Origin of the sequence: Cryobacterium sp. SO2, assembly GCF_026151165.2 — a bacterium.
In the GTDB taxonomy this organism is placed as follows: domain Bacteria; phylum Actinomycetota; class Actinomycetes; order Actinomycetales; family Microbacteriaceae; genus Cryobacterium.
In genome coordinates this window covers 2,939,382-2,955,735 of sequence record NZ_CP117849.1, presented here as the reverse complement: position 1 = coordinate 2,955,735, position 16,354 = coordinate 2,939,382, and the positions used below count along the sequence as shown (strand labels likewise).

Annotated in this window: 16 protein-coding genes; 7 read left to right on the top strand and 9 right to left on the bottom strand. The window is 65.1% G+C overall.

The genetic code is table 11. The annotated features are described in order from the left end of the window. Nucleotides 1-181: 181 nt before the first annotated feature. Nucleotides 182-1,342: a hypothetical protein gene (locus BJQ94_RS13870; RefSeq protein ID WP_265397618.1), complete on the bottom strand. Its 1,161-nt coding sequence runs from the start codon at nt 1,340-1,342 to the stop codon at nt 182-184. Between the two features lie 283 nt (nt 1,343-1,625). Here BJQ94_RS13870 and BJQ94_RS13865 point away from each other — a divergent pair, with 283 nt between their 5' ends. From BJQ94_RS13865 to BJQ94_RS13840, 6 genes are all read left to right on the top strand, one after another. Continuing rightward, a complete protein-coding gene (locus BJQ94_RS13865) occupies nt 1,626-2,750 on the top strand; it encodes an epoxide hydrolase family protein (RefSeq protein WP_265397617.1) in 1,125 nt (374 codons plus the stop codon). Nucleotides 2,751-2,838: 88 nt separating this feature from the next. Beyond that, a complete protein-coding gene (locus tag BJQ94_RS13860; protein ID WP_265397616.1) occupies nt 2,839-3,537 on the top strand; it encodes a YafY family protein in 699 nt (232 codons plus the stop codon). A 103-nt stretch (nt 3,538-3,640) separates the two neighbouring features. Next, nucleotides 3,641-4,048 carry a VOC family protein gene (locus BJQ94_RS13855; RefSeq protein WP_265397615.1) on the top strand — a complete coding sequence of 136 codons (408 nt, stop codon included), beginning with the start codon at nt 3,641-3,643 and terminating at the stop codon, nt 4,046-4,048. A 197-nt stretch (nt 4,049-4,245) separates the two neighbouring features. Then, complete coding sequence (locus BJQ94_RS13850; protein WP_265397614.1) at nt 4,246-4,620, top strand: hypothetical protein; 375 nt, start codon at nt 4,246-4,248, stop codon at nt 4,618-4,620. A 20-nt stretch (nt 4,621-4,640) separates the two neighbouring features. Continuing rightward, nucleotides 4,641-4,862 carry a hypothetical protein gene (locus tag BJQ94_RS13845; RefSeq protein ID WP_265397613.1) on the top strand — a complete coding sequence of 74 codons (222 nt, stop codon included), beginning with the start codon at nt 4,641-4,643 and terminating at the stop codon, nt 4,860-4,862. Nucleotides 4,863-4,935: 73 nt separating this feature from the next. Then, on the top strand, nt 4,936-5,094 hold the full coding sequence (locus BJQ94_RS13840) for a hypothetical protein (RefSeq protein ID WP_265397612.1): 159 nt from the start codon (nt 4,936-4,938) through the stop codon (nt 5,092-5,094). A gap of 21 nt (nt 5,095-5,115) precedes the next feature. Here the strand turns inward: BJQ94_RS13840 and BJQ94_RS13835 are convergent, their stop codons facing one another. The 5 genes from BJQ94_RS13835 to BJQ94_RS13815 form a co-directional block, all read right to left on the bottom strand. After that, nucleotides 5,116-6,363, bottom strand: coding sequence for an acyl-CoA dehydrogenase family protein (locus tag BJQ94_RS13835; protein ID WP_265397611.1), 1,248 nt, complete (start codon nt 6,361-6,363; stop codon nt 5,116-5,118). Between the two features lie 108 nt (nt 6,364-6,471). Then, entirely contained in the window at nt 6,472-7,443 is a 972-nt protein-coding gene (locus BJQ94_RS13830; RefSeq protein WP_265397610.1) for a hypothetical protein, read from the bottom strand. A 3-nt stretch (nt 7,444-7,446) separates the two neighbouring features. Next, nucleotides 7,447-7,797: a GntR family transcriptional regulator gene (locus tag BJQ94_RS13825; protein WP_265397609.1), complete on the bottom strand. Its 351-nt coding sequence runs from the start codon at nt 7,795-7,797 to the stop codon at nt 7,447-7,449. Nucleotides 7,798-7,916: 119 nt separating this feature from the next. Further along, complete coding sequence (locus tag BJQ94_RS13820; protein WP_265397608.1) at nt 7,917-8,846, bottom strand: alpha/beta hydrolase; 930 nt, start codon at nt 8,844-8,846, stop codon at nt 7,917-7,919. A gap of 3 nt (nt 8,847-8,849) precedes the next feature. Further along, on the bottom strand, nt 8,850-9,749 hold the full coding sequence (locus BJQ94_RS13815) for an alpha/beta hydrolase (RefSeq protein WP_265397607.1): 900 nt from the start codon (nt 9,747-9,749) through the stop codon (nt 8,850-8,852). 1,059 nt (nt 9,750-10,808) lie between these two features. On the opposite strand from BJQ94_RS13815, the gene BJQ94_RS13810 reads away from it, so the two are divergent. Beyond that, complete coding sequence (locus BJQ94_RS13810) at nt 10,809-11,081, top strand: hypothetical protein (protein WP_265397606.1); 273 nt, start codon at nt 10,809-10,811, stop codon at nt 11,079-11,081. A gap of 120 nt (nt 11,082-11,201) precedes the next feature. Here BJQ94_RS13810 and BJQ94_RS13805 read toward each other — a convergent pair whose 3' ends face one another. The 3 genes from BJQ94_RS13805 to BJQ94_RS13795 all read right to left on the bottom strand — a co-directional run bounded on the left by BJQ94_RS13805 (nt 11,202) and on the right by BJQ94_RS13795 (nt 16,342). Next, nucleotides 11,202-12,260 (bottom strand): magnesium and cobalt transport protein CorA, encoded by a 1,059-nt coding sequence (locus BJQ94_RS13805; protein WP_265397605.1) that lies wholly within the window; start codon nt 12,258-12,260, stop codon nt 11,202-11,204. Between the two features lie 733 nt (nt 12,261-12,993). Continuing rightward, complete coding sequence (locus tag BJQ94_RS13800) at nt 12,994-13,677, bottom strand: hypothetical protein (RefSeq protein ID WP_265397604.1); 684 nt, start codon at nt 13,675-13,677, stop codon at nt 12,994-12,996. 772 nt (nt 13,678-14,449) lie between these two features. Continuing rightward, on the bottom strand, nt 14,450-16,342 hold the full coding sequence (locus tag BJQ94_RS13795) for a hypothetical protein (protein WP_265397603.1): 1,893 nt from the start codon (nt 16,340-16,342) through the stop codon (nt 14,450-14,452). Between the last annotated feature and the right edge of the window lie 12 nt (nt 16,343-16,354).

The following is a 16,354-nucleotide window of genomic DNA, read 5'->3' as shown; positions in this document are numbered from 1 at the left end:
CGGCTGGCTGGGCGCGCCCGGGTGGCTGCGCCGCCAAGATGGCCGAGCCTACCCGCCACCCCCGACACTGGCGCGAGGGCCGACACCGACGGCCGCGAGACAGAGCCACGGCGGCCAAAAAATGTACCCGCAACTGGGGGCAGAGTCGAAGCCATGCCCACCCCGCCCGCCGAGGTGGGGATCAGAGCGAGTAGAAGATTGTCACTACGGCGCCGATCATCAGCAATCCGAATGCGATCATCCCGAGGAGTTCACCGGCCCCGAGGCGCATCCTCAGCCGCCGGCCGGACTTGGCCACCCGCCGCGAACCGGCCGCGGGGGGCTTCACTCCGCGAGCGATCAGACCGGCGGCGTTCTCGGCAACAGCATCGGCACTGGCTGCCACCCTCGGCACCGACGGCAGCCGGTCATCTCGCCACCGCTCCCACCGATCGATCTTGTCGCTCAGAGCGGCCACCGCGTCGTAGAGTCCCTGCCAAGCGCGCGGGTCGAGAGTGACCACGTCTCGGCTGCTTACGAAGAACAGCCAGTCGTCGATGATCTCGACATCGAACCCGTGCACACGGTCGATCAGGCGCGCCATCACATCCGGGGTGAAGAGGTACAGCGCATCCCGCTCGTACTCTTCGGGGCAGTACAGGGTGAAGTGGTCGTCGAAGTCGCCCTCGAGGGAGAGCCGCTGGGCGCGGTCGGGCAGCGCCGCCAGCGTGAATTGGTCGGCCGGGCCGTCCTGGGCGCGCAGCAGGATGTGCGGCAGGCGGGTCGCCAACCGAACCGCGCAGAAACCGCCGAACCGGGCACCGCCGGTGCCGGCCGCTCCAGCTCGCAACTCGTAGTTGGCGAATTCGATCGAGCGCTGCGAGACGGGCCGCATCACTCGGGTGAGCCTGAGGACGCCGCGGTCCGCCCAGGGTTTCACATGTTTCACGATGACCGGCCCGGGCTCGTAACTCAGGCCATTGTCGGCCGCGAACCGGGCGAGCCGGTAGTGCCTGCTCGGTGTGCCCCGACGCGTCGACAGGCGCCTGAAGGACCACGTGAACAGAATGCCGAGGCCGAGCATCCACACGCCGTTGAGGGCCATGGGCACGAGATCTCCGTCACCGTTGAGCCCGCCGACGTAAATCTCACGGATCGAGCCCAAGGCCATGAGAAGCGCGCCGAGGAGCGTCACACTGCCACCGATGAACATGACAACCCGCTGCACCCGGAGGTACCGGTTTCGCACCGTTGGATATCGAGCGGCGAACGCTCGGTAGAACTCCCGCACGTCCCTGCGCTTCACCCGCTCGGTGAGCGCTGCGGTCTGCAGGCTCGTCGTGCTGTACTCCGTCGTGTGCATTCGTCCACCCCACGTGTGCGCTGATCGCCGACAACCGGCTTCGTCTGAGAGTAACGCCCGGTCAGCGGATGCGCCCGCCGCGCCGCTCAAGCTCGTCGAGACCCCGCAGTCCTCGGGCGATGAGATGGGCTGGATCGGCCAGGGAGGCAAGCGCACGTTTATGAGGACAAAGTGAGTTTGTGAGGACGGAATATCGCACAGGGTCCTCCTAAACTCACTTTCTCCTCATAAACGTTCGTGCGCCCGGCCCCGGGGCACCGCTCGCAGGGCCCAGACTGGCTTGATGACCTCTGCTGTGCCGCTCGATGTTCCCCAGGCCGACGTTGATGACCTCCGCGATCGGCTGCGGCGCACCCGCTGGTCACCGGACTGGCCCACGCCGGGGTGGGCCACGGGCACCGACCCCCGGGAACTTCGGCGGTTGGCCGCCTACTGGGCCGACGGCTTCGACTGGGCCGCCCAGCAGGCCCTCCTCAACGACCTGCCCTGGCACCAGGCCACCCTCGACGGCACCCCGCTGAGCTACCTGCGGTTCAACGCCGAGACCCCGGGCGCGCTGCCGCTCATCCTCACCAACGGCTGGCCCAGCACCGCCATCGAGCTCGTCGAACTCGCTCGTCGGCTGGCCACACCCACCCGGTACGGCGGCGACGCGGCCGACGCGTTCACCGTCATCGTGCCCGCCCTGCCCGGGTTCCCGTTCTCCCCGCAGCGCCCCAGCCATGCCGAGCAGACCCACGAACTCTGGCACCAGCTCATGACCGACGAGCTCGGCTTCACCCGCTACGCCGCGCACGGCGGCGATCTGGGCGCCGGCATCACCTCACGCCTGGCCCAGGCGCATCCCGATGCGGTGGTGGGCATCCACCTGCTCGCCGTGGCCGCGCCGGTGCAGGTCGACCCGGCCACCCTCACCGGCGACGAGCAGGTTTACCTGGCCGCGGTGCAGACCTGGGTGGCCGAGGAGGGCGGCTACCAGCACCAGCAGCAGACCCGCCCTCTCACCCTGGCTCCGGCGCTGGCCGATTCGCCCGCCGGCCTGCTGGCCTGGATCGTGGAGAAGTACCGGGCCTGGAGCGACTGCGACGGCGACCTGTCGACCCGGTTCAGCGACGACTTCCTGCTCACCCAGGCGTCGCTGTACTGGTTCACCAACTCCATCGCCACCTCGTTCCGGCCCTACTGGGAGTTCGCCGCCGGCCTCACCACCCGGGTGCAGCGAGTGGATGTGCCGACCGCGGTGGCAATGTTCCCGCACGATCTCGGACAGCCGCCGCGCAGCTGGGCCGAGAGAACCTACAACGTGGTGCGGTACACCCAGATGGCGCGGGGCGGGCACTTCGCGCCGCACGAGGAGCCCGACGCGCTTGCCGCGGACCTCCGCGAGTTCCTCCGGCCGCTGCGCTAGGGCGCCGAGCCCGCCCTGCCGCTGGTCGAGCCCGCCCTGCCGCTGGTCGAGCTTGTCGAGACCCGGAATGCCCGTATCGTCAAAGCAAATGAATCGCACCGACCGCATGTACGGGATCGTGGAAGAACTGCGCGCGATCGCACCGCGACCCCGCAGCGCCGCCTGGCTGGCCGGCCGGTTCGAGGTGAGCGCCCGCACCGTGGAACGCGACATCAGCGCACTCCAGCAGACCGGCGTGCCGGTGTGGGCGGAACCCGGGCGAACCGGCGGTTACTGCCTCGACGCGGCGATGACCCTGCCGCCGGTGAACTTCAGCCCCGACGAAGCCGTGGCGCTCGCGGTGGCGCTGCGCGGCCTGGCCGGCACGCCGTTCCACCAGGCCGGCAACACCGCGCTGCGCAAGCTGCTGGTGGCCATGCACGAGACCGACGCGCACAACGCGACCGAGCTGGCGGCCCGCATCCACTTTGTCGGCGCCAGCCCCGAGGCGCCGCCGATTCCGGCCGTGCTCACCCAGGCCGTCACGGCCCGCCACGTTCTCCGGCTGCGCTACACCGACCGCACGGGCGCCAGCACCCTGCGGGATGTCGAGCCGCTTGGGTACGTTGGCTCCACCACCGGCTGGTACCTGCTCGGCTGGTGCCGGCTGCGCGCGGGCATCCGCGTGTTCAAGCTCGACCGCATCGACCAGGTCACGGCCACCGCCGAGCGGGCCCCGCGGCGCAGCGTGCGGCAAGACGAGATCCAGGTGCCCGACGGGGACCTGCTAACCCTCACGCTGCTCTAACAAAAAGAACTCAGAAACACCGACATAGGGCTGTCGCTCCCGCCCGACAGCATGGTGAGAGTCGCGGATGCTCCGCGCGCCTTCACCCGAAAGAGCAGCCCCCATGAACCTCGTCTCCCTCCGCCTGATCACCGATGACGTCGACCGGCTCGTCACGTTCTACGAAACGATCACCGGCCTCACCGCCGACCGGCCGAACCCCGAGTTCGCGGAACTGCGCACACCGAACGGCACCCTGGCCATCGGCAGCACCCGCACGGTTGCCGTCTTCGGGCCCGGTTCCGCCCGCCCGGCTGACAACCACTCGGCCATCGTCGAGTTTCTGGTGGCCGATGTGGATGCGCTCAGCGCCGCGCTCGCCGCCCTCGGTATCGAGCTGATCGGTGAACCGCGGGACCTGCCGTGGGGCAACCGCTCCCAGCTGGTGCGCGATCCGGACGGCACCCTGGTGAACCTCTTCACGCCGGTGACGGCCGCCGCGATCGCTAAGTTCGCCCAGGTCGCTGGCTGACCGGCGGGTGTAGTGGGTGGCGGGCCAGGGCGTGAGGCTGCTGCTGGCTACCGGTTCGAATGCGGCCCGAAGGTCCAATTCGGCTCATGACGCAGGAGCCACTTCCCTCGGCGAAGAGTCGGCGATATTGTCTCCGGCATCTAGCCATGCATTCCACCTGCTATCCACGGAACACCGATTTGCAGAGGAGACATGAAATGCCGCAGAAAACTGGGGTCGGCGATTGGGGCCGCTGGGTTGTTACGGCGGTCATCATCGCCATATTTGTCTGGTGGCTCCTCATCGTCAATCTGGAGCTAGGCACGCAGCCCACTAAGAACGACGGGACCGGGCTGGTGACTGATCCATATGCACACGCTAAGGAAACTCTCGCTGTGGTTGTTCCGTTTCTTACCCTTATTTTGGGCTACTGGTTTGGCGTCAGGGGCGTCGACGAAGCAAAGAAGACGGCGGCGGCCGCCACACAAGATGCGCAGGCCGCAAATGTTAAGTTCGCTGTATTGCGGGCGACTGCATCGAAGAGTTCATACGAACAGGCCGTGAGCAAGTACCCCTCCGCCTTCGGCCGATAAACCAGACATAGGGAAAAATCATGAGCTATATGAAACACAACGAGGACGATGGCGACCTGAGCATTTTCGCGTCTGACGATGAAATTCTGATTGCCTGCAATCAGGGACATGTCTGGTTCATAAAATCAGCCAGACAGGAGCTGAGCGAATCCTCCATCATGGCCGGGCATGACACGACGAACAAGATTGTCGCGCGTTACGGCGAGGCGGTCCTGAGCGCACTCCAAGCCGACGCAAGCTGATCCAGCGCTGGCGCTCTGCGCCTCAGTAAGGCCGACTAGCCCAACGCCGAGCTCGTGGAGCTGCGTACACAGAATGGCACCCAACCGCACTGTCGCCGTCTTCGGGCCCGGCTCCGCCCGCCCCGCCGGCAACCGCTCCCAGCTGGTGCGCGATCCCGACGGCACCCAGGTGAACCCGTTCACGCCCGTGACGCCGGCCGCAATCGCCAGGTTCGCCCCGGTCACCGGCTGACCGGGACCGAGCACAACCCCGTTACTCGCTCCGGTTAAGCGATGCCGCCCCGATGGACCAGATCCGGTTGGGCTGTGTGCCGTTCACGGCATAGTCGCCCACGATGCGAGCCTTGAACACCCACGGGTTGTGGCTGGCCGCGGTGCGGGCATTGCGCCAGTGCCGGTCGAGGTTCTTCGAGGTCGACACCCCCGACGCAGCCAGAGCGTCGAAGATGTCGGAGGTGGCTCGGGTGGCCAGCGCCACCAGCACCACCTGGGCTTGCGCCGTCGCCAACTCGGCCAGGTCGTTGAGCCGTTCCTCTTCGGTCAAGTCGCCAAGGAACGCGCTCTCGTAGGCTCCCTGCAGTGCCCAGGCGGCCTTCTCAACATTCGCCTCGGCCGCGAACGCCTGCGCGGAAACCTCGCCGACCACCTGCAGAATCTGGGGGTCGCTCGCGAAGGATTGGGTGTTGCCGTGCGAGAAGATCCGCGTGCGTGCCTTCACTTCGGCCGCAATGTCCCGCTCGGCGGCTTTGATCGTTCCGGCCAGAACCGACAGCAGCACCGCCTGGTAGAACGCCGTCTGGTACTTGAACCGGGTATCGAAGTCGATCACGTTCTCTTCCGCCACAACGGCATCCACGAACGTGCTGGTGCCGCTGCCGGTGGTGCGCTGGCCGAAGCCATCCCAGTCGTCGCTGTGCGTGACGCCGGGCTGGTGTGCGTTCACCACGGCGATCACGTTCTTGCCGGTATCGTCGACTTGGGCGAAGGTGTCGATCCAGTCCGCGAAGATGCTGCCGGTGGAGTAGTACTTGGTACCGTTCACCACCAGGTCACCGGGCGCGCCACTGACCGCCGGGCGCACCCGGGTGATGACGTCACCGATGGTGACGGTGCCCACCTCGGTCCAGGAATTACCCACGATCTCCCCGTTCACGAACCGGGCCAGCCACACGTCGCGCTGGGCACCGGAGGCCACGAGGCGGTCTTCGACGAAGGCGAAATGCCCGCGCAGCGCCTGCGGAATGTTCGAGTCCGCCGCGGCGAGTTCGGTGAGCAGCCGAAACAGCTGCGGCAGGGTCGCGCCCAGGCCGCCGTCGGCGACAGGCACCCGCAGGGCACCGAAACCGGCGCTCGTGAGTTCCGTGATCTGCTCGTAGGGCAGCTGGTGATCCTGTTCCCGAGCGGATGCGCCGGCGGCGATCCGAGCGAAGATCGGTCGGAATCGTGCGGCCAGGCTGGCGTAGTCGACAGGGGCAACGGGGGAGGAGGTGAGCGTGGTCATGCAAGGACACTAGGTCAGCGGCCCCCGACCCCGCGCGGAGATGACGGTTCGTGTCTGCCGCCGCCGATCTCAAGGCGGCCGGCGCCGAGCGGGTCTTCTCCAGCCCTCTTACCGCGCGGCGAGCGTGCTGAGCAACGCGGCCGGCAGCTCCGGCTCGGGCACGGTCACCGCGAACAGGGTGCCGTTGGTGCGCTCCACCACGATGCCGGGCCCGCCGGCCACCACGATGGCCGAGCGGCCGGGCAGGATCCGGTAGCCCCAGCCGCCCCACTCCATCGGCACGATGGTCTGGGCGCGGGCCGACACGATCTGGTCGAGACGCAGGTACCGCAGCGGCACTCCCAGCAGCGCCGACACCACGCGCAGTCCGCGCCGGTCGACGCTCACCCGCAGCCGGCCGAAGGCCAGGCAGCACAGCGTCACTAGCCCCACCGTCACTGCGCCGCCGGATCCGGGACCGCCGAGCACCACGCTGAGCACCGCGATCGCAACCGTGGCCAGGCCCAGGATGCCGGCCAGCCAGAGGAACATCGGCACGTTCACGGTGGTGAACCAGGCACCGGTCTCGCTCGCGGCCAACGGCACCGACGCGGGGGAGTGCGGCACCTGCCCGATCGGCCGGCGCGGGGAGAGCGCGAACGGGATCAGCCCGAAGGCGCCGAGCAGAACGGCGAGCAACGGCCAGCCGCCCGCGGCCGGTTCCGGCGTTCCGGTGGCGATTACCAGCCCGGCCGAGACCAGCCAGATGCCCGTGCTCAGCCCCGCGGCGCAGCCGGCGATCAACAGCAGGGTGCGACGGATGTCGGCGGTGCCGCGTGCGAGAGCGGCCAGCCCTGCCAACGCACTGAGCAGCGCGATCCCGCCGGTGATGGCCAGGAACACCTCTGTCGGCGCGGTGGTGGTGACCCCGGTCGCATCCCACTGCTGCGGCAATCTGGCCGGAAGCTGGTCATACCAGAGCATGGCCGTTCCCGCGACGACAAGTACCGGCAGCCACAGCAAGCCGACCGCGAGGCGGTCCCGCCCGGTGGCGTGAGGGTCGAGCGACGGCAGGGCCTCGTTGGTGGTCTCGTCTGGCATGGCTCAGCCTCTCGTTTGGATCAGGGTCAGTACTTCGGGCAGGGCAACACCGAGTTTGCGCGCCTCGGCGAGCAGTGCGTCGGCCAGCTCTACCAGGCGCACCGTGCCGGCGCCGGCATCCGCCCGCACCGACGCCCCACGGCCCTGGCGCATCTCCAGGATCCCGTCGTCGCGCAGCTGCGCGTAGGCGCGCAGCACGGTGTGCATATTGATGTCGAGGGCGCTGGCCAGCTCCCGGGCCGGCGGCAGCCGGGTGCCCGGAGCGAGCGTGCCATCGGCGACCGCCGCGCGCACCTGCACGGCCAACTGCTCGGCGATCGACACCGTCGACGCCTGGTCCACTCGAAACAACATGTTTGTAATGTTAGTAGAACAATCTGAGTCCGCCAGCCCCCACTTCGGGACTTTTGGACGCGTCGAGACCCCGATCCCATCCTCCGATGAGCGGTGCCGACAGGCCTCAGCGGCCGCGCTTACACCGGAACGTTGGCGAACGCCGCCCGAAGCCAGGCGTGGGCCCGGCGGATGAGTGCCTTCGCGGGTTCGGTGTCGCGTGCCCAATTCTCGAAACCGTGCGGTGCACCCGCAATGATGTCGAGTTCCACCGGAACCCCGGCCTGTTCAAGCCGGTCGGCGTAGTCCCGGTCTTCGGCATAGAACAACTCGATGTCACCGACCGCGATGAAGGCCGGCGGCAGGCCGGACAGGTCGGTGCGTCGCGCGGCCGCGGCGTACGGCGCGAGATCGTCCTGTGCGAATGTGTCGCCCAGGTAGCCGCTCCATCCGGCGCGGTTGGCGCGGTTGTTCCACACCCAGTGGTCGGCGCTGTCGAGAGTGTCGTCGTCGGCGGTGCGGTCGTCGAGCATGGGAGCGAATAGCCACTGCGCGACCGGCTGAACCTTGCCTTCGTCGTGCAACCGTTGCACGAGGGCCGCGGCGAGCCCGGCACCGGCGCTTTCCCCACCCACGACGAGTCGAGCCGGGTCGACGCCGAGCTCCGCTCCGTGCGTGAGCATCCACTGCCAGGCGGCGTGGACGTCGTTGTGCGCGGCGGGAAAAGGGTGCTCGGGAGCGAACCGGTAATTGGCCGAGACGACCGCGATACCCAGATCGCGGGCGGTCTGCGCGCAGAGGGCTTCGTCCTGACGGGCGTCGCCGAAGAGCAGGCCGCCGCCGTGGATCCAGAGCAGCCCGCCCTCGTCGAGGCGAGTGTCCGGACGGTAGATCCGCAACCGCACACCGCCGGATGTCACGGTCGTGACGGTGACGGATTCCGTTCGGGGCACGGGCATGACCCGGGTCGCCAGCCGGATCGCGATGCGCACCAGCTTCTTGGATGCGTCGGGAACCGGGAGTTTCTGCGTCGCTGTCCGCAAGTCCGGGTGCACTCTGTCGATGTCCACGGCCTACTCCGATCCGAAGGCGGTCGTGATCGCCTGCGCGATGGCTGCGTAGACGGGAAGCACGACCTCGCGGGGTGCACCGAGGATGTTGAAGCCGTGCCCGACATCGGGCAGGTCGAGGTGCGCGAGGAGAGAACCCGCATCCTGCAAGCGGGCGGCGTAGCGGACGGCTTCGTCGCGGAGGATGTCCTTCTCACCGGTGACGACCAGCGCGGGCGCGATGCCGGCCAGTGACGTGGGGTCGTTCGGTCCGGCGGGCGAGATGAGCCGATCGCCGCGCCGGGCCCGGTCGGGACAGTAGACGGTGTCGAAGATCGGTCCCATCCGCACGAGGAACGTTTCCTTGCCGGCCGCCTTCTTGCTGGCGGCGGAGACGGTCAGATCCAACGGTGGGTACATCAGCACCTGCACCGCGATGCGGGGGCTGCCGTGTTCGAGCGCAAGGCGTGCCGCACCGGCGGCGAGGGCGCCGCCGGCGGATTGCCCGCCAATGGCCAGCTTGCTGCCATCCCAGGGCCGTTCGGCTGCGGCCGCCCAGGTGGCGAGGTCGTAGGCCTGCTCCACGGGACCGGGGAAACGCGACTGCGGGGCCGGGGTGTAGTCCACGTTCAACACGGTCACCCCAGCGTTGGCGGCGATGTAGCGGCAGAGCGCGTCGTCTTGTTCGGGGTGACGGATGACGAATCCGCCGCCGTGCAGGTTGACGTACACACCGCGTCCGGCCGCGCCGCCTGCCGGGGAGTACAGCACGGCAGCAATGACGCCGTGCCGGGTGGGAATGGTGACGTGTTCGGTGAGCGCCGGGATTTCCGCGAAGGCGACCTCCGGAGCCAGCCGAGGAGACCCCGGTGCTTTCTGCACGAGTTTGGCGATCGTATCGGCGAGCCAGAGCGGTAACGTCACCGGCTCAACCTAACAGCGTTCAAAATTGCCTGACCTGTCGACTCGACGGCCGGATTCTTCTCCAGAACTGATGTCGAAGCCTTTGTTTCCCGTTCACCTCGAAGGGCGCAATCGAAAGCTCCCCGGACCCGGAGACCGATTCCACGTCAGGGCGACTCGGACATCGTGGACTGCATCGCGCGGGTCTGACGTTTTTATGCAGATCAGATCTGCAATACCGTTCCTCGGAGGCCGCTCTGCTCCACAACCTGATAGGTTCGCAATGCTGCTCTCGAGACTTACTCCAGGCGGTCATCGTTGGGGGCAACTGTGAGTGTTGAGAACGATTTCACAACGTCAGGATCATCTGATGGAAAGGCTATGGCGGAATTCGCGAGAGGTGTGCGCGAGTTTCGGATGGCATCTACGGGGCTGAGAAGTGATCCCGCGGTCGCCACTGCCTTGCAAAGCAAGCTGCGGGAAATCGAGTTCCCTCGTCGAACGACAAAGAAGACAACGTGCTCTTTCATCGGGTGCACCGAGAAGGCAATTGAGAACTCTCATGTGATCGCCAACGGCGCCGGAATAACGCCACTATCCGAATGCGGCCATGTTGTGACCCCTGACCTAAGGGATCTTCAATCGCCAACCATCAAGAAGGTGGGACGAAACGATGCATCCACTTTCCCTGGGTACTGCACTGACCACGAGAAGCTCTTCAGCAGGTTTGAGAATGCCAAACGATTCGTGGCAACGGAGGACTATCTACTGCAACTAATGCGGACAACGGCTCGTGAGCGCTGGAGACGCCGGTGGTTCTGCGATCGTCTGGACGTGACGCGAGATTGCTACGAGCAAGCCATTAATGCGCTACCTATCTCCATGAAAGCAAAGGCCGAGTGGACGAGAAAAATCGTCGACCCCCTAACGCTCTTGTTTCTCGAAGAAGCGCGTCGACTGTCCTACTTGGAGTTTGTGCACACTGACCTCACGAAGTCGCTTGGAGACTCTGAGCTCCCTCGATGGGTCAGGGTCCATCGACATAAGAGCGACATGCGAGTCGCGTTTTCAGGGAGCACAATGCTCGACACCAGCGGTGCTCCGTCCGTCATGGTCGTCATGGCGTCTATGAAAGACGGAGATGACACGATGACTCTCTTCGGGTCAACCGCCGATGATGCTCATTTCGTCGAAAGTTACGATTTCCAGTTCATCGACGGTGAAGCCAGCCTAGATAATCTAACGCTGGCCTGGATGGCTGGAATGGACCATTGGTTTGCCAATCCAACCTGGTGGCGGGAACTGCCGGAAGAAGTCAAGCGAGAGATTTTAAGAGAGCTTTCCACCATCTAGTCAAGGTCAATCCCTTGCCTTTACAAAACGGGAATGCCAACCGGTCAGGACAAGATTTCTGAGTCGAGGGACCGGTGTCGGCCGCTTTGCACGCCTAAGTGAGTAATGCATGTCCACCGTCTACAACCACTTCCGCCGCTTGAAAATCCCCCACAGCCCCAACCCCATCAGCCCCATCGCCGCCACCGCCACCGGATAACCGAACTCCCAGTGCAGCTCGGGCATGCTGTCGAAGTTCATCCCGTAGATCGTGCCCACCAGCGTCGGTGCGAACAGTATCGCCGCCCAGGAGGAGATCTTCTTCACCTCCTCGTTCTGTTCCAGGCCCACTTCCGACAGCCGCCGGGTCTCCTCGTTCTGCGCCAGGCCGGCCTCTGAAAGGCGCCGCATCTCGTCGTTCTGCTGCTGCGTCACCAGGGTGGAGTGCACGACGAGCGCGTTCTCCAGCAGCGCCCGGAACGACGCGGCCTGCTCGGTGACTCGCAGCACGTGGTCGAGCACGTCCCGGAACGAGCGCTGCAGCTCCACGTCCACCTGGTACTTCTCCGAACCGCGCAGCAGCGCCTCGAGCATGCCGCGCAGCGGGCCGGTGGCGCGCTGGAAGTCGATCACCTCGCTGAGTAGCTCGTAGATGCGCCGGGACACCGACGGGTCGCCGCCGAAGAGCTGGTTCTCGATCTCGTCGATGTCGTTCTCCAGCCCGGCGACGACGGGGGAGTAGGCGTCCACGACCTCGTCGAGCACGGCGTGCAGCACGGCTTCGGGTCCGAGCGCGAGCATCGCCGGGTTCTCCTCCATCCGCCGGCGCACGTTGGCCAGGTCGGGGTTCTCGGCGTGCCGCACCGTCACCACGAAGCCCGGACCGATGAACACGTTCACCTCGCCGAACTCCACCCGCTCTTCGGCGTCGAGGTACCAGGCCGGCCGCAACACCACGAAGAGGGTGTCGCCGAACCGCTCCAGCTTGGCCCGCTGGTGACCTTTCAAAGCGTCTTCCACGGCCAACGGATGCAGCGAAAACTCGTCGGCGACGCTGCGGATCTCGTCCGCATCGGGACGGTACAGCCCGATCCAGGCCATTCCCGCGCACTCGCGTAGCTGCTGGTAGGTCTCGTCGAGGCTCTGCGGGCTGGAAGTGCGCTGCCCGGTCACGTAGATGCCGTTGTCGATGAGTGCCATGGTCGTACTCCGTCGGTCGGTCGACGAGAGCGCGTGAGCAAGCCCAAGGCGGCCAGGGGCGCGTCAAGAATCGACGGCACACAAATGCCACCTCGCAAGGGAGGTTCAGTAGCGCGCCACTCCCGGCGCGACGCCCGGCCTAGAAGGTCAGGGCGAAACAACAACCGCGAAGGGAGTGGAGCGCGGACTATCACCAGCCATGGCTACTCACCCGCCTTCGATCGAAGATTGTCGTGGCCCTGCCTGGGCCTCGGATACCGTACCACCACCAGGTAACCGGTTGGGTAACGTGCTCTGAAGGAGGACGAGGCTGGTGGGGTGCGACCCGGTGGGATGCCGGCGCCTACTCGGCTGACCGGAGCGTCGGCAGGATCGTCGCGTAGCGGAGCAGGAACGTGCGCTCGTCGAGGCGCTTGCGGGCGTTCGCTCGCGTTACACGAAGGGCAGGCGGGAACCACATCGACGATGCTGTACCGGGCGACGCGAGAAATCGGCAGGATGCAGTCCCGCTGGAGGACCGGACTCGCTGCTTGGCGTTTGGGCGCATCCACCCCAGGCTGTGGGGAAGTCGGCCCCCTGCGCTGGGGTGGGGTCGTTGTCGAGGCGTTCCAGTCGCCCTTTCAAGCGCTTCGCATACCGCGCACGCGCTGCCGCCGGCACTTTGGCTGGGACTTGCGCGGAGGCATTCCAGAGCCCTCGAAGGCTCATACTTTCTCGACTTGTCCCGTTTGGGTCAGCCCCAGGAACGCGGTATCGACCTCAGTACCTCATGCCCAATCTGGCGTACAGACCCTGGAACCGGTGAGCCGAAGGCAGTCTCATCCCCTCTTCCGAAAGTGGCGTATCCGAGCGAGTTGCTGCGCGTGAGTCGATAGTACGCCGCGTCAACTTCCGGATCGATGTGTCCGCCCCCATCTTGATTGCAGAGTGCAAGAACGAGCTGGCGACGTGAGAAATCATTTCTGGCGTCATCCCGCACAACGCTAAGATCCCACCAATCGTCGAAATCCAGCGCGCGCCCTGCCGCCGGCTCGCGGGTCTTGCCAAAGGCAGTAAGGCGGTTCAGATGGGTACGATGCTCATAGTCGTCGAGCACTGGTACATAGCTTGGCTGGACGCTTCCATGCTCATCCGTGATCGTCATGCGCATGGTCACCAGATTGGCCGAAGTGGCAAGGTTTGACTCCAACATCTGTCCCGCAGAATCCAAGAATCGCATCTTGTTCTTTAGACCGAGAAGGCCCAGGAGCGAGCGGCTTGCTCTCGTGTCATGTAGGAGCACTCGCAAGGTCAGGCTGGCTTGTTTCGCGTACTCAGTCTTACCTTCATCGAACCGCACGCAACTGTCTCTTAAGAATCCAATCTGTTCTCGAAGGTGTTGTCGAAGCTCGTCATCTGATTGTGCAACTCGCGCCATTTACGCCTCCTCGCAAACGATAACAAGATACTTCCGCGGGCGGCATCCTGCGGTCGTTTGGGCTGGTCCAACTGACTGTGCCAGCTGGCTGCATTGCCATTGGGCTATAAGCGCGCTGTTCGACAGCGCCCGAAAAGAGCGTTGCAATCCCGCTGCTGTGTTCGTCCCTAGAAATCAGGCCGCGAACTTCTCCCAGCGCAGTGCTAGTCCGTCTCGTGACGGCCGGTCCCTCACTCGGGCCGGCAGCACACGCGACTTGCCACGCATGTCCTGTAGCACGTGCCGCAGCATCGGACCGTCGACTTCATCCAACAGGACTCTATTGATCCGCACCTTGAAGTCAGGGGTTATACCCATCAAGTTGTCGGTGGTCCTGTTTTCAATCGGCGTTAATGGTCCTGTTTTCGGTCGGCGTTAACACCCACATGCCCTTTGGATGAAAATAAGTCCGACGGCGTCGTCCTAGGGCCTCTATCGTTCATTCCATGGATGATGACGCAATTCCAGCCTGGCCGAATTGTCCCTCGTGCCTAGTTCGACTGCGGCTGACCGGCCCGGATGACACACCGTACTGGCTGTGTCCGAATTGTGGACTGGTGACTCTGGCCTGATGGGCTAGTCGCGTGGGAGCCTCATGCGGTTCCCCCTCGAGTTCTTCCTGGCCTCAGGCGGCGGGTAATTGTAGATCTTCGTTCGTGAGTTGAGGGAGCCGAACGTGACTCGTGGCCAGATGCCGAAGCACGTACACATCGAATCGTTTCTCAGCAGGCCGCTACTCGTTCGACTGCCTGTCTGGTAAACCGCGCCAGAAGCTTGCAGCATCCTGCCCCGTTCGCATTGCGACAAACTCATCTGTCCTGCTTGTGAGCGCCGAGGAGGGAGTGGTGCCTTCGACGTACGCCTCAAGCCCCAGGTTGAGCGCGCTGCCGCCTAGAAACTCGGCGTATTCACGCACTGACTCTACGACGGCGAAGCTCGTGGGGTTGCCGTGCACCAGCGCGTTACGTATGCGGCGACGACGAGCTTCCAAGACAGTGCCCTCGCTTGTGTATACGTGGATTAGCGCTGTGTAAATGGCGTGATCGCTAATGCTGGCGAGCATGCGCTCGATCCAAGCGCGCTCGTGCTCCAGACGGCACAGCGATAGGAAATCGTCGGCTCGATCCGAGAGGTAGAGGATCCAAGGCAGCTCCGGTCGCTCAGACATCCACTCGCGCGTCAGTTCGTTGAGTAGCTCGCTGCGGCTGCCGCCACCGAGCAGACACATGCCCGCCGCATACCGAAGATCGGTGAGCCACCGGGCATGCGACCACCGTTCGCTAAGGAGCTTGAACAAGTCATTGGGATCCATGGCTGCATGTGCGGCGACGTGCTGGACGATTCGGTCAGAGAGCGGGATCACGCTGCTAATGTCCGCTTCCGACGGAGTCCGAAGCGCCATGTCTCGGCTGAATGGATGATCCGCGGTCGTCTGTACCTGAATCGCCGCAGCCAAGAATCGGGGGAGTTCCTCGCGAGCGAGCGCCTCCGCGATCCGCGGTCCGTGCCGCTCGATCGCCTCGGACGTGATGCCCGCACCATAATTGTCGTTGGGGAAGCCCGTCCGATTGCGAACAGCCCGACGCCCGCCGCCCGCGGTCTGTCCAGAACGCAGCACCGCGTGCTCAGCCAGCTGGGGACGGATCCCGCCGGCACGGTGAATCGAGACATTCAGGATTACGTCAACAATCTCAGTAGCTCGGTCCAGCGCACCCGCGTGAGTCGTGTTGCCGAGATCGACGCGCACGAGGGTGTCGACATCAGAGTCTTCGTCAGTATTGAAGGTGTAGCCGTTGTGTACCAGCTCCCAGAGTTCCGCTTTGTGGTCGAACTCGAACCGGCCCGGCTCGGCGTTTGGAACCGCCCACTGCGCCTGGTAGAACGAGACACGGCCAGCAGCGAAATGCAGATGGATGCGCCCCTTGTAGCCCAGCCACACCACGATGGGCTCCACATCGGCTGGCGTCCCCACAAGATCGCGGGCCTTCGAAAGTCGGTCCTCAAGAGGCGTATCCGTCTCACCGATTGGGAGCTCCCAAGGCTGACGCCCAAACGCGACGATGGAGACTAATTCGCGGAACATGATTTCCGCGTCGTGCCCGCGCCGCTGAAGTTGGATATACAGCTGCTCTGAGATCGGGCGGTACTGCCGACCGTCGAGGCCGCGGCTCTGGGCAACGGCGATCAAATCGTCCCAGCTGGCGCGGGCTGCGTTGTCACTATGGAGTGTCGCAAGCAGGTTGTGGGCCGCGGCGACAAGGCCTGTCCAGACCGCATCATTGCGAGTTCCGGGCGGCCGTGCGAGCACCACTGACGGGCTACTTGAAAGCGCGACTAGTGCCGTTTGGAAGGCTGCCACCTCAGCCGCGATTTGCGCAGTGAGTGCGGGGCCAAGGGCTGCCAATGATTCATCAATGTCGAGCTGCAGTGAGGTCCGGTTGGCGGCTTTCTTCCAGGCATCTACGCCGCTGGCGAGCTCAACCCACTCAGCTACTTCTTCGATAATCACGGTGAGAGGCAGGACGGTGCTGACGCCGTGATGCCTGTCGAGCGATGAAACTAGCGACTTGAGCCAGTCAGGAGCATCACCCGACCAGTGGTCGCTGACGTTGTAGTCGATCATCATGGGCGGTGTCTC